The 13,733-nt window shown below is 48.2% G+C and carries 13 protein-coding genes; 11 read left to right on the top strand and 2 right to left on the bottom strand.

Annotated features, from left to right (window positions below):
- Positions 1–87: 87 nt before the first annotated feature.
- The 3 genes from KNQ04_RS10275 to KNQ04_RS10265 all read left to right on the top strand — a co-directional run bounded on the left by KNQ04_RS10275 (position 88) and on the right by KNQ04_RS10265 (position 2,045).
- Positions 88–828 carry a hypothetical protein gene (locus KNQ04_RS10275; protein WP_214850394.1) on the top strand — a complete coding sequence of 247 codons (741 nt, stop codon included), beginning with the start codon at positions 88–90 and terminating at the stop codon, positions 826–828.
- 17 nt (positions 829–845) lie between these two features.
- Positions 846–1,553, top strand: coding sequence for an AAA family ATPase (locus tag KNQ04_RS10270; RefSeq protein WP_214850392.1), 708 nt, complete (start codon positions 846–848; stop codon positions 1,551–1,553).
- A gap of 171 nt (positions 1,554–1,724) precedes the next feature.
- A complete protein-coding gene (locus KNQ04_RS10265; protein ID WP_214850511.1) occupies positions 1,725–2,045 on the top strand; it encodes an antibiotic biosynthesis monooxygenase in 321 nt (106 codons plus the stop codon).
- Positions 2,046–2,087: 42 nt separating this feature from the next.
- Here KNQ04_RS10265 and KNQ04_RS10260 read toward each other — a convergent pair whose 3' ends face one another.
- Entirely contained in the window at positions 2,088–3,086 is a 999-nt protein-coding gene (locus KNQ04_RS10260; RefSeq protein ID WP_214850388.1) for a FecCD family ABC transporter permease, read from the bottom strand.
- Positions 3,086–4,093, bottom strand: a complete 1,008-nt coding sequence (locus KNQ04_RS10255) for a FecCD family ABC transporter permease (protein ID WP_214850385.1) — start codon at positions 4,091–4,093, stop codon at positions 3,086–3,088. Before KNQ04_RS10255 ends, KNQ04_RS10260 begins: the two co-directional genes overlap by 1 nt.
- 104 nt (positions 4,094–4,197) lie before the next feature.
- Here KNQ04_RS10255 and KNQ04_RS10250 point away from each other — a divergent pair, with 104 nt between their 5' ends.
- The 8 genes from KNQ04_RS10250 (at position 4,198) to KNQ04_RS10215 (ending at position 13,684) form a co-directional block, all read left to right on the top strand.
- Positions 4,198–5,682, top strand: a complete 1,485-nt coding sequence (locus KNQ04_RS10250; protein WP_214850383.1) for a helix-turn-helix domain-containing protein — start codon at positions 4,198–4,200, stop codon at positions 5,680–5,682.
- Positions 5,683–5,769: 87 nt separating this feature from the next.
- The gene (locus tag KNQ04_RS10245) at positions 5,770–6,687 is read left to right on the top strand and encodes an ABC transporter substrate-binding protein (protein ID WP_214850382.1); all 918 of its coding nucleotides are present in this window, start codon (positions 5,770–5,772) and stop codon (positions 6,685–6,687) included.
- Positions 6,688–7,131: 444 nt separating this feature from the next.
- Positions 7,132–8,859 carry an IucA/IucC family protein gene (locus KNQ04_RS10240; RefSeq protein WP_214850381.1) on the top strand — a complete coding sequence of 576 codons (1,728 nt, stop codon included), beginning with the start codon at positions 7,132–7,134 and terminating at the stop codon, positions 8,857–8,859.
- Positions 8,816–10,465 (top strand): IucA/IucC family protein, encoded by a 1,650-nt coding sequence (locus KNQ04_RS10235; protein ID WP_214850380.1) that lies wholly within the window; start codon positions 8,816–8,818, stop codon positions 10,463–10,465. The genes KNQ04_RS10240 and KNQ04_RS10235 overlap by 44 nt, the downstream gene beginning before the upstream one ends.
- The gene (locus KNQ04_RS10230; protein WP_214850379.1) at positions 10,452–11,660 is read left to right on the top strand and encodes an AMP-binding protein; all 1,209 of its coding nucleotides are present in this window, start codon (positions 10,452–10,454) and stop codon (positions 11,658–11,660) included. Before KNQ04_RS10235 ends, KNQ04_RS10230 begins: the two co-directional genes overlap by 14 nt.
- Positions 11,657–11,911 carry a hypothetical protein gene (locus KNQ04_RS10225; RefSeq protein WP_214850378.1) on the top strand — a complete coding sequence of 85 codons (255 nt, stop codon included), beginning with the start codon at positions 11,657–11,659 and terminating at the stop codon, positions 11,909–11,911. The genes KNQ04_RS10230 and KNQ04_RS10225 overlap by 4 nt, the downstream gene beginning before the upstream one ends.
- The gene (locus tag KNQ04_RS10220; protein ID WP_214850377.1) at positions 11,911–12,909 is read left to right on the top strand and encodes a DUF6005 family protein; all 999 of its coding nucleotides are present in this window, start codon (positions 11,911–11,913) and stop codon (positions 12,907–12,909) included. The genes KNQ04_RS10225 and KNQ04_RS10220 overlap by 1 nt, the downstream gene beginning before the upstream one ends.
- Entirely contained in the window at positions 12,857–13,684 is an 828-nt protein-coding gene (locus KNQ04_RS10215; protein ID WP_214850375.1) for a sugar phosphate isomerase/epimerase family protein, read from the top strand. The genes KNQ04_RS10220 and KNQ04_RS10215 overlap by 53 nt, the downstream gene beginning before the upstream one ends.
- Positions 13,685–13,733 lie beyond the last annotated feature (49 nt).

The raw sequence follows: 13,733 nt of genomic DNA, 5'->3' as shown, positions 1-13,733 counted from the left end.
TTTCTTCTCTTATTAGCGTATAGTAAGATAATGTAAGAATCAAATTGATTATGGATTTTATTGGGTTAGAAACTAGGAGGTAATCGCGTGCGGAAAAGTTATGAATTCTTTTTGCTTTACAACAAAGAAATGTTCTTCAATAAGTTTGCTTATCTCTATACGCTCGCCGTACCCCTTGTCATCGTTCTCATGCGCCACTTCGAATGGTTCAAGGATTCCCCGACGTGGCCGGTCTTTCAGACGTCGATGATTCAATTTTTTACGATCATGATCGTGTTGACCGCAATCAATGGAATCGGTATTTCATTACTTAACCAGCGGGAAAGCGGCTTTTTGAAGATGTATACGTTTTTGTCCGGGCAAAAATTCCCGGTCATCTTCGGGCGTCTCATATCGCAATGGTTTTTCCTCACGTTGAACATGTTCGCTGCCAGTCTGATGATGGCGATCGTGTTTCATCAACCGTTGCTGAAGACCTTGCTGATGACAGGATTACTTGCGCTTATCGTCCCACTGCCGGTCTTTGCCTGTAGCCTGCTGATTGCAGCGCTCCCGTTGAAGCCGGAGACGATGACACCGCTCGGGACGATTTTAATTTTTGGCGTCTTCATTTTTATCGATGTATTCGAACTGACGGATAATCGTTTGCTTGCATTTTTTTCATTCCTGAATCCGGCGAATTTAATCTTGAATGAAGCCCGCTTCCTGACAGGCAGTGTCAGTGACGGGATGATGGGTTTATCGATTCTGACAGGCGTGATTGTTTATATAGTAGTCGGCTACGTTGCCTATCAGCGGTTGTCAATCACATCAAAGACAAATCGTTAACGGAAGGGGACGGACGGATGCAACTCGGGAAGATTGATTACAGTTATGATGAAAAACAAATGATTTTAGATAAAGCGGAACTTGAGCTCGATCCGGAACGGTTGAATGTCGTGATCGGTTTAAACGGTTCAGGTAAATCGACGTTGTTTGACGTTGTCGCCGGGGCACTGCCGGCGGACGGATTTCAACCGCCGTTTGAACGGACAGAGATTCTTTATCAATTGCAGCAGGCACCGCTCCCGCCGATGCTAAAAGGAAAAGATTTAGTCCGGTTGATTCTGAAAAGTGACCGGTCGGAGCCGTTCCGTTCGTTATGGGAGACATACGTCGCCTCGTTACGCGAACAGGAGCGAAGCCGGTTAGAGCGTCTGCAAGACTTACGGCTCGGTCAGATGTCAGCCGGTGAAAAACGCTGGCTAATCATCCGGACGGTCTGTCATCTCAATCGTACACTCTATATCTTTGACGAGCCGACGGTCGGGCTTGATCCGGAGTCACGGCGTTTCGTCGTCGAAGCGATTGGTGCGTTACTCGACCGTCAAAAAATCGTGTTATTGTCGACACACATACTGCATGAAGTCGCTCACCTGCCGTGCAAGATGCATTTTCTCCATCATGGAAAAATCGTCTACAGCGGCTCCTATCGTGCCTTCGTCGCGCGTTATGAGACCGATAATCCGGACATCGCGTTCGAGCGTTTCTTAGCGGAACAACCAACCGCCTAAACTAACCTGTTTAAGATGCATTCGAACGCGAATGCATCTTTTTTTACGTTAAATCGCTCGGATTTCAAAAAAAAGAAATAAATTCTAGTACGGGATTGACAATTTTAAGGAGTATAATGCTATATTGATAACGAAAATGAGATTCATTATCAATTAAGGGGAGTGATACATCTGTTTATCCAACTGAAAACAATTTGTGTTGAAAAAGGCTACGCGGAGACAATGATTGAACGATTTGCAGGAGAAGGCATCATCGAACAGCAGCCAGGATTTGTTGATCTGAGCGTTTTGAAAAAAAAGCGGACATGCGACGATGAGGAAGTAGTGATTTTAATCCGCTGGAAATCCGAAAAGGACTGGAAAGCCTGGGAAACGAGTGATGTCCATCTCGCAGGTCATCGTGAGCGCCGTGGTCAGCCGGTACCGTCCTATATACTCGACAGCAGTCAAGTATATTATGAGATGCTCGGTCAAAAAACGAAAAGTTTGTAACATGTGACCGATTCGTTAAGAACCCAACGAATCGGTCACACTTCATTTACGAAAAAGCAATACGATAAAGTACGGTGCACCGAGAACGGCGATGACGATCCCGACCGGAATATCAGCCGGGGCCAACAGATTTTTTCCGATTAAATCAGCTAACAATACGAGCAGACTACCGACAAGCGCGGCGACCGGAATCAGGCTGTAATGGTTCGGACCGACGAGTCGTCTCGCGATATGAGGAGCGAGCAGACCGATAAATGAAATCCCTCCGCCAGCCGACACGCAGGATCCAGCAAGAGCGGCAGCAACGAACAGAATACGCTTACGAGTGCGTTCAACCTGAAGCCCTAAGGTTTGCGGCAGTGAACCGCTCAATTGCAACAAGTTCAACGAACGACTCTGCATAAATGCGAGCGGGATGAAAAGGACGATCCAGGGCGTAAGCATGAAGACGGACGACCAATCTGCTTGCCAAATACTTCCTGTCAGCCAGACGGTTGCTTGCTGGAAATCTCTTGGATCCATCTTCAACTGAAAAATGATTAAAAGGGCACCGCATAAAGCATTGATCCCGACGCCGACCAACAACAGGCTGGCAGGCCGTAGCGAAGTTGCTCCTGCTAGCCGATAAATCGTCCAGGCGACGAGTATTGCACCCAAAAAAGCGACGAATGGCAAAAGCGGGAGCTGGTGTAAAGCGGAACGAAAGTAAAACAGGGTCATGACGACAAACAGCCCGGCCCCTGCATTAATCCCGAGAATACCCGGGTCGGCCAAAGCGTTGCGTGACATGCCCTGAAGCAGTGTCCCGGAAACAGCAAGACCTGATCCAATCAAGAGAGCCAGCAGCATCCGAGGCAGTCGCAGGTCAATCAAGATCAACCGTTCTGCATTCGTTCCTTGCCCGATTATGGTCCGGCTGATTGAACTGAACGAAACGGGAAGAATGCCGGTTGAGAGGCTGTATAAAAATGTAACGATAAGAAGAACACATAAGCTAAGAAACGTAAAACGTGATTTTTGAAGAGCGCTCCACATATCCATCAGATTGCCAACACCTTTCGTCGTGCAAGGTAAAGAAAATAAGGAACCCCGATTACGGCCGTAATGGCTCCAAGTGGTGTTTCAAACGGGGGATTAACCATTCGTGCGAGTAAGTCGGAGACAATGAGAAGTGTCATCCCGAATAATGCACTGACCGGCAGGAGGAAATAATAATTCGTTCCGACAAGAAAACGACTGATATGTGGAATGACAAGACCGACGAAACCTATGACACCAGCGATTGATACGGCACTCCCAGCAAGCAGGACGATACTGCAAAATCCGAGAATCCGGACTTTCATCAACGACGATCCAAGACCTGCCGCGACCTCTTCTCCGAGCGAGAGAACGGTCATGCTTCTCGCGATATGTAGGGAAATCGCCATACCGATTAAGACGATGGGAAGAAGAACATGGACATGTTCCCATTTAGAGCCGGATAACCCGCCGGCATACCAGAAACTTAAATCTTGGGCAACTTGATGAAACAAAGTGATGCCTGTTGAAAGCGCACCGAACAATGCACTGAGTGCGGCTCCGGCGACGGTCAACGTGACAGGTGAAAAACGGCCACGTGTGAAAACCGTAATAAGAACGATGAGCCCTGTACCAAGGGCTGCACCGCCAAAAGAGAACATCAGCGAACTGAAGAAGGAATGGGCAGAAACAAAAGCCAGGGAAATCGCGACCCCAAGGCCAGCCCCATGGGTAATACCGAGCAGGGACGGGTCGGCCAATGCGTTACGAGTCAATCCCTGCATCATTGTTCCTGACAAAGCCAGGGCAATTCCGACAAGTCCTGCGCAGATTAAACGCGGAAGGCGAACTTCTTGAATTAATTGGTGCTGCAGATTATTGGCATCAAACGAATGGAACGATGCGAGGACTGTGTCCGAAGAGACCGGAAAAGCTCCGTAAAAGAGTGATAATCCGCTACATAAGAAAAACAGAAAAAGCGTAATCAAAAGAACGATAGCTGTTGGATGAGGGCGTGCAGATGCGTCCATAAACGTCTCTCCTTTTTAAATGAGAATTATATTCATTATCAACGCGATTAAACTTACATCGAATAGCAAATTTTTGTCAAATGTTTTTTTAGGGAGCAAACACTATGGAAGTGAATTTAAAACCATTAATAATCAAAAAATACTGGTTTCTAGAAGGGGACCGGCAACCGGTCAATTCGGGCATCATCATTGTCGTTGTCGGCAAGGTGTTTTTATATGACGACCGCCAACGGTTACAACCGGGTGAGAGCGCGTGGGTCGATCAAACGCAAGAAGTATTGGCAGCTACGAAAGAGAGCAGTCTTGTTTATCATCTTTCCGTAACCGGAGACCGTTGCCCACTTTACCGGCAGGATCCGGAACAACTTCACGCACAGTTGCGAAGAATGAGTACGAGTCCGACGACCGTAAAGGGTATGCTACGCCAACAGCGTCTCGTTTACGAGTTGCTTGAGACATTAAGCCACGAACAGGAAAAACATGAATTCGAACAAGTGACGAAAGAATGGCTAGAACAATTAGGCGATAAGCGTCCTGTCAACGAACTGGCACTGGAGCTCGGGATGTCTGTGCCGACATTTAATCGGCTGTTTAAGGAGCGATATGCCGAAACACCTAAAGCGTACTTAAATCAACTCCGCATTCGAACAGCGAAAGAGTGGATGCTGACGGCGCCGGACATGACGTTGGCACAAATCTCTCAAAAGGTTGGTTTGCAAGATGAATTTTATTTTAGCCGTTTATTCAAAAAGCGGACAGGATCGTCTCCCACACACTTTTTGAAACGTGTCTCGCCCCGTATCGGTATCGCCAGCCGTCTTTTATTGCAGGACCACTTGCTGGCGCTTGGTCTGCAACCGATTCTTGCACCAAGTTATCCGACGGAATACGGAGCGAGTGGCTTGCCTGTATTTTTAACCGATTTGGAAGGTACACAGTTTTATGACGCCAATCGCCCCGCACCGCGTGAAGTGTTTGAATCGATGCAACTGGATTTGATCATCAAGACACCAGATCTCGATAAACAGCATGATGTCAGCTGGTCGCCGACAGAACACGTCCTCGAATTGTCCCGCCAGACGTGTTGGAGCGAGTATCTGCGTTTGCTGGCAATCGCGACAAATCGGGAAGAACGCCTGGAACCGATTATGAAGGAGGTCGATCGGTTGGAACAAACCGTTCGGGAACGGGTAGCGTGGCACCGGACGGGGACGTGGGCGGTAATTTGGATTCGACCGGACGAAGTGCGGCTTTATGGAACAGGTCAGCATACGATGCTTGATTTTTTGTTTCACGATTTAGGAATGACAAGTGCGACCGGTTTACCGGAGACGGTTTACCAAGCCGTCACGTTATCAGAACTGAAAACGATTGAACCGGACAACCTATTGATTTTGTGGAGCCAACAGACGGATATCGAACGGGTTCAACATGATGCCGTCTGGCAAACGCTCAAAGCAGTCAGCACGCATCGCGTCTATTGTCCGGACAGTGTTGACTGGGATCCATGGGGACCGCTCGGACGGATTCATATGTTACGCCAATTCCTGACTTACATCGAACAGGACAAACGATTGATTTGTCCATGAAAGTTGACAGGTTTGTCCATGTTGTTTTTAAGTGATAATGATTATCATTACTAATGTAGAACGAGTTTGGGAGGAGAAAAGAAAATAATGAAAAAAATCATAGGTGTAACATCAGTCCTTGCGACATGTGCAGTTTTAGCTGCATGTGGAGGGGAAGCAAGCGAACAGCCAGCTAAACAGACAACAGCCGTCCATACGGTCGAACATATTTTCGGGAAAACAGAAGTTCCGGACAATCCGAAGAAGGTCGTCGTCTTATCGCACGTCTCATGGGAAGGCTCACTTGTTTCAGTCGGCGTTAAACCATATGCGGTCATGGCGTATGACAATGAGTTTCCGCCCCACTTGACGGAAGAACTACAAGGAACGAAAGCCTTACCATATGCCGACGAAATTAATCCGGAAGAAATCGTTAAGCTCAATCCGGATTTACTGATCATCAGCGACCGATACAAACCACTTTACGATAAACTGGCGAAAACGATTCCGACTGTCGCAGTCGAAGTCGGTGGGGACTGGAAAGAAGACCATTTGAAAGTTGCGGAAGCCGTCAACAAAAAAGCGGAAGGGCAAGCAGTCATCGATGACTTGTCGGAAGAAGCGAAGAATATCGGACAACGCATCAAGGACAGTGTCAAAGACGAAACGTTTATGGCCGTATCGGTCAATAAAAAAGATATTCGCGTTTACGGTCTGACAAATCATGCGACAAACTCATTGTTGTTTGACGACATCGGATTAACACCGACGAAAGGTTTACCAAAAGATTTCGGGGAGAACATTTCCATCGAAGGGTTGGCGAAATACAATCCGGACCATATCATCGATCTGTCCTACTTCAACAGTGGTCCTTACTACGATGAAGTAACAAACGGAAAGGTCTGGAAAGGATTAACGGCAGTTAAAAAAGATCAAGTCCATCAGCTATCAACGACATGGGGCTTTTGGGACCCGATTGAACGTGAAAAAGGGTTAAAAGAACTGGAAGACGTTTTACTGAAATAATCAATTACAGAGCAGGAAGAGGAACGGGGAAACCTGTTTCAAACTGTAGACAAAGTGCTATCGGGAGCAAAAAGCGTCTTATTTCGTTGCTTTCCTCGGGCGAGGCGCAAGCTGTTGCTCCTTAATCCTATCGGACAACGAGCAGGGTCTTGCCTGCCTCTAACAGTGCGTTAAAAACGCACTTTTTCCCGTAGGAGTCAACGAAACGTGACACTTTTAAGGTGATATCGTGACGGAAAGCCAGGCATGCAAACGATCTAGAGCGCAATCCGTCTTGAATCGCTTTGAAGACGAGGCGAGACAGGGAAGCGCGAACTGGTCGCTTTTCGATATAGCATGTCCACTCTTCATAAGAGTTTGTTTACACGCTGGAACGGGGAAACCCGTTTTTCTCTTTTCTTATAATGAGAATGGTTATCAATTGATGGAAGGATAGTGGCAGTCATGACAACACGAAAAGAACGAATCGATGAGATTGCAATCCAGGCAACGCTTCAGGCATTTGCGAATAGTTATCTCCGTGAAGTCAAAACAGTTGATTGGTTCATTCCGAAAGAGGAGGAGAGAGAGAAATTCGGTAATATTGGTTGCCGAATTGATGTGACAACAGTCTATATCCTCGAAATCCGTCATCGTTCACGCATTGGACGACATGAGATCGGGCGGATTTATCGCCAGACTCCGAGCGGATTGGTGGAAGAAGCACCTCTTGTCTTCATCATTGCATGTTGCAAACATCTTCAACGGCTTGTACCGGGATTAACGGATTTATTATACCGGGTCCTCGACAGCCATCGGGTGATGTGTCAAATCATCACACATCAGTTGGACGAGACGACGCGAGCTCATACATTTCTTGAACATGAACAGACAGTTCGGTTCGGACATTGGTTCCACCCGACGCCGAAAAGTCGGGTGGGGATGCATGACTGGGAACAAATCGCATATGCTCCGGAATTTAAAAACGGTTTCCAACTCGATTATTTTGCCGTTGATCGGACTTTACTGATTGAGGAAAGTGTGACGGACTGGCTGATCAGTGAACAGATGTTCAAGCAACTCGGATCAACGGTAAAACTTTCAGCTGGGGAAGCACTTCTGCCGGCACACCCTCTGCAAACTCAGTTTTTGTTGATGCAAACGACTGTTAAGGAATTATTAGCACAAGGGCGGATCCGTCACCTCGGGCAGCTCGGTCCACTGTATTATGCGACATCCTCAATCCGGACGGTTTTACATACCGACGGCTTGCACATGTTGAAGTTTTCGATTCCCGTCCAGGTAACGAATTCACGCCGAGTCAACAAAAGGCATGAACTAACGGCAGGGATAGTCATGAAACGTCTCGCCGGGCATTTGACGTTGCCCCGAGGATTTTCAATTACGCATGATCCGGCATACGCCACACTTTGGACGGATGTGGAAGAATCCGGTTTTGAAGTGATCTACCGGGAAGCACAAGCCGACGCGATCAATGTCGCTGCACTCGTCCAGGAACCGCTGGACAATGAACCTTCCGTTTTGATGTCGCTCGTCCTCGAAGCGAAACAAGCGGATCAGTCATTGGAAGAAGCTGCATGGGACTGGTTTGCAACGTATATCGAACTGACACTCGGGGCGTTGGTCGAGTTGTACGACAACTACGGCATCGCACTTGAGGCACACCAACAAAACAGTTTGATTTCTGTTGACCAGGGAATGCCTATCCGTTATCAGTTCCGCGATAACCAGGGGTATTATCTCGCCCGGTCCTGCGAAGAAAAATTGTTGTCTTTGGAACCGTCATTGGATCAGGCACGAGAACTGTTTTATGACGAGTCGACGATTGAGGAACGGTTAACGTATTACGTGGTCTGGAACCATTTGGCCGGATTACTTCACCGTTTCGATCGAGACGGACTCTTGCGAGAACAAGACATGCTCGATTGGCTCGGAACTTGGTTTGATCAACGACAGCAAACATTGTCCGGTCCGGCTCAAGACTGGATTCACTATGTCCGTTCACGTCAGACGCTACCGTACAAGGCGAACTTGCTGACACGTCTGCATGCACTCGACGAGCTGGAAGTCAGCGGGGAACGGGTCATCTTTATTGAAATCGATAATCCATTACAACGGGAGGTCCCTCATGAGGCAAACGAGCGAACAACGTGTCTGCAAACAACTTCTTGAAGCACTTTTGTTCGAACAGATCGAGCCGTTAAGTGAACATCCGCGAGAAGACGGCAGTACGACGTTTCGATTCATCCGCCCCCCGTATGAACTGACGATTAACGGGAGGCGCGGGGCATTTGACCGGATCTGGCTCGAACTTTCTACAGGTCTGTTGACCAAAAACAATCAAGTTCAGCCGATGACACTGGCGCGAATCATCGCGTGTTTTCAAATTAAGGATGCGCTCCGGCAAGAACTCGAGCAAACGGTCGTGCTTGATGAGATCTGTCCCGTTCCCATCGTTGCACGAACGCAAATGACCTACGGTGCTTTAGAGCAAGCGTTAATCGAAGGACATCCGTACCATCCGTGCTTTAAGTCCCGCATCGGATTTTCGCGCACCGATCATTGGCGATATGGACCGGAGTCAGGACAGCGGTTTCGTTTACGGTTCGTCGCACTTCCGGCTGCCACTGTACACATAACACAAATGAACGGTGTGATGGAAAAGGCATTCGGTCAAGCGACCCTTGAGTGCTTAAATGCGATCCTGATCCGTGCAACAAAGGATTCCGCCGATTATCGGATTGTTCCGGTCCATCCGTGGCAATGGAGACACGTCGAGATGGACGTCTTCGAGGCAGGCGGGATTGACCTTGGAGAAAGCGGTCCCCTGTTTCAAGCGACTCAATCAATCCGGACTGTTTTCCAACCAGGCGTACCGGATGCTCCGCATATTAAGCTCCCACTTGATCTCATCCAGACGTCGGCGAGACGGACGTTTGACGTCCCGAACATTGTTGCGGCACCAGTGTTATCCGATTGGCTGATCAGAAGAGCGGAAAAGCTTCCAGTAACGTTGCTCCGCGAATTCGCCAGTCAGGTCGTCGAGACGAAGGACGGAAAATTATCAGGGCGCATCGGCTGTCTCTATCGCGACAATGTCCTGACGAATGTCACAGCTGAGGAAACAGTCATCCCTTTTACGGCGCTTGCCCTCAGCGAAGCGAACAGGGTACTGTTTCTTGACCCGTGGTTCAAGAAATACGGGATGGAACAGTGGGTAAAACAATTTCTGAACGTTTATTTACAACCGGTTTTCCGTCTCGTTGCCGAAGAAGGACTTGCTCTCGAAGCACATGCCCAAAATAGTTTGCTCGTGTTAAAAGACGGCTGGCCGACGCGACTGATTCTGCGGGATTTTCATGATAGCGTCGAATATGTCGGAAAATTTGTCCGGTATCCGGAGGAGATACCTGATTTTAAGGCTATCCACCCCGCTTTTAGTTCTCCGGTCGGGACGTATTACGAAATGAAACACGTCGAGGCGTTACGCGAACTCGTCAGCGATACGGTATTTGTATTTCATTTGACGGAGTTATCGCATCAGTTGCAGGACAAGTACGGCTTGAAAGAAACAACGTTTTTTAAATGGGCTGCCGCGGTACTCGACCGACTTGACCTGTCGCCGGACCGCTTTGCCGCCTTAGGATTCGGCGAACCGACCATTTACACGGAGTCCCTCCTCGCGCGCAAATTCGAGACGGGGCAGTGCCGGCATCTTGTCCGTAATACATTATATACAAGGACGAAGAAGGGAAGCGAAACGCATGTTATACATTGAAGAGACGCTTTATACCGAACAGATGCTGACGGATCATCCCGTTTGCCGGTTAAGTTGGCTCACTGACCCCGGGACAGCAGTTGTTGCCGTTTGTACTAAAGACACGGCGGCCTGGATCGCCTTTTGTTTACTCATGAAAAGAGCACAAGGAACGGTCGTGCCGCTTCATCCGGACTTACCGGAAGTCGGTGCACGCGATATGGCGGAACGAGCAGGTTGTGACTTTTTAATTTATGGTGATTTTCAACAACCGGTTCGATTGACGCCGGCAAAACCTCGTCCGGGAGGCCTGATTCAATTCAGCTCCGGTACGACCGGAGAGGCGAAAGTGATTCACCGGACATGGCTGTCGATTGAACGCGAAGTGACAGCATACGATCAATGTTTTCCGTTACCGCATGCAACAGGAACGATTGTCGCCTGTCCGACATCACATTCGTTCGGCTTGATTTGCGGGGTCATGGCGACGCTATATCGGGGGGCAGTACCTGTCATTCTCGAACATACGGCACCGCGACATGTCTTGCGTGTCTGTCGGGTACATCCGGATGCGATTTTGTATGCGGGACCAGGGCTTGTCTATCTGCTCAGTCAATTTAAGCAACGGTTGTTTGCAGTAATGATTTCCGGTATGACGTTGCCGAATAGTTGGTTTGAAGCGATTCAGGATGTGACCGATCATCTTTTACAGCAATACGGGTGCTCGGAAACCGGTTGCATCGCTTTACATCCTAATCCGAAAACAGCGCAGGCAATCGGCTATCCATTACCACATCTTCAAACGGAGGCTGGAACTATAAATCAACCGGCTGAATTGCTGGTCGAATCGGATGGAACGTGGACGGGGACAAAGGATTTGGTAGGAGCGTCGGAAAACGGCGAACTGTTCTTCTTCAGCCGCTTGGACGAAATGATAAACGTATCCGGTCTATCCGTTTATCCAGCAGATGTTGAAGATGTACTACTACGTCGCGTTGACGTCGAAGAAGCCGTCGTCTTCAAAAAAAGTGATTGTCTGCAAGGCGAACGAGTCTGTGTCCAGGTCGTCAGTTCGGCGACTGAGGAGACATTACGTTCGTTTTGCCATGCGCATCTTGCTCCACATCAATGTCCGACTGACTGGATGTTTGTTACGGAAATCCAAAAACTGCCGAACGGAAAAATCAGTCGAATCCGACTGGGGGTGACGTCATGAGTTCCGTCCTTGACGAGCGGACATTTTACCAAATCGTCGAGGCGCAACTCGATGTCATCTTACCGATGGAAGTGACGGGACAGGAGCGGCTTCGCGATGAACTGCAACTGGATTCGATGCGATTGTTGCAGTTGCTCGTTCATTTGGAACTTGAATACGGTCTCGTTCTAGCCGACGAGCAACTCGGACAGCTTCCACAGATGACGGTTGAAATATTTTTAGCTGCGCTAACAAAAAAGGAGGTGCTTTAATGATAAAAGTTCACTGTCTCGTCAGTTGTGTCTGTGAAACAATCAAACGGTCAGAAGCAGATCATCGTCCGTATTATTTCGGGATTTGGGACGCCGACTTTGGCTTGACGTCCGATTTTGTTTTATCACATCATGCCCCGGAGATTAACCATGAAACGATGGTCGAGTGGTACCGGTTACTGTACGGAATCACAGTCCATCAGTGGTATGACCGGACCCTGTCACGGGCTACGAATATCATGAACCTTGAACGACTCATGAAGACGAAACGACCGGAACAATCGATTATCGTCATGCTTGATCTCGCGCAGTTACCGGAGCGGGAAAACAAGTTTCACCATGACGTGTTTCCACATTATGTGATGCTTGAACCAACAGATGACGAAGAGACATGGCGGATGATGGACCCGGATTTTAGATACGAAGGTGAAATTGATCGCGTACGGATCATCCAGGCAATCGATCAGCCGACTGTCGCTGGAGGGTTCTGGTTTGACGGGAGTCACGTCAAACTTCCGAATCGGGAAACGGTCGCAGCCTACTTCATGAGTGGTCTCAAGCGGCACCACCCGTTGACGGAAGCAGTCGGACAAATTGTCTCGCATCATAAGGAAGCACCAATTCGCTTACCATCTGCTCTAAAACAACTTCCGGTCATCGCGATCCGTAAATATGCCTATGAACATGCTTTCGCTTATTTTTATGAACAGTTAGGTCTTGATTTAGTCTCTTCCGATTTCGACGGGTGGTGTGATCGAATCGAACGACTCGTCAATCAATATACTGTCATCCAGCACCGGACAATTAAATACAGTATGACTTACGATCCAGCTGTTTTAACTGAGATTCAAGCATTGCTCGCAGATCAAGCAATGTTAGAAGATACAATCAAACAACGGCTCATCGGATTATTTAACCAATACTGCCGGAAAGAAGGGGAAACAGATGAAAGTTGCACTGTGTACCATCAGCTATCGCCATCATCTCCGCTCGTTTGACGACTTATTATCCTATGCGTTGACGGAGCAGTTTGATGCAGTAGATATTTGGGGGGTTCATGCGAAGCATTTACAGGACGATGAAGTATTGCGTCTACGCGAACACCCTATAGAGGTCAGTATGTTGAGTCACTATCTATCGTTTGACGCACCGTTATCGGTGTTGCTTGAACAGACGAAAGCGTTATCCCGTCTAGGACAACGAATCGGAACACGTCGGATCCGGATTTTTGCGGGCAACAAGTCAAGTCAGCAATTGACCGAACCGGAACGGGTCCGGCTCGTATATCAGTTGCAGGGCGTTTGTAAGGTTCTAGATCAAAGTAAGCAACTGTTATTAATTGAAATTCATCCAAATACAGCAGCGGACACGATTGAATCAACGGAACGGTTAGTACGAGAAGTGAACCATCCGGCTTGCCGTGTGAACTTCGACGTCCTTCATGTCGTCGAATCAGGTGCTGATCCGGTCACTGCTTATCGTCGTCTTGAACCGGTCATTGAACATCTTCACTTGAAGTCAATTGCCCAGACGGATCAATTCGAAGTCTTTAATCCGGCAAACGTATATGCGGCAGGGGGGACACGTGACGGCATGGTACCGTTGTTCAATGGAATCATTGATTATGAGAGATTTTTCGAAGAACTGAAGCAAGCGTTAACACTTAAAACGGGCAGTCTCGAATGGTTCGGGGAGAATCCAGATGAACGGCTGGCGACTGACGGACGATTGGTACGTCAATGTTTGGAACGACCTGTTCTGCAATTCACCTAATGTTCACGGCTCAAGGAGTTTAGAGGACCGGACGAAAAGGAAAGCAATA

This window comes from Exiguobacterium sp. s193 (assembly GCF_018618755.1).
Classification (GTDB): Bacteria; Bacillota; Bacilli; order Exiguobacteriales; family Exiguobacteriaceae; genus Exiguobacterium_A.
The sequence above is the reverse complement of the archived record's forward strand: the minus strand, read 5'-3'. Positions and strand labels throughout refer to the sequence as shown.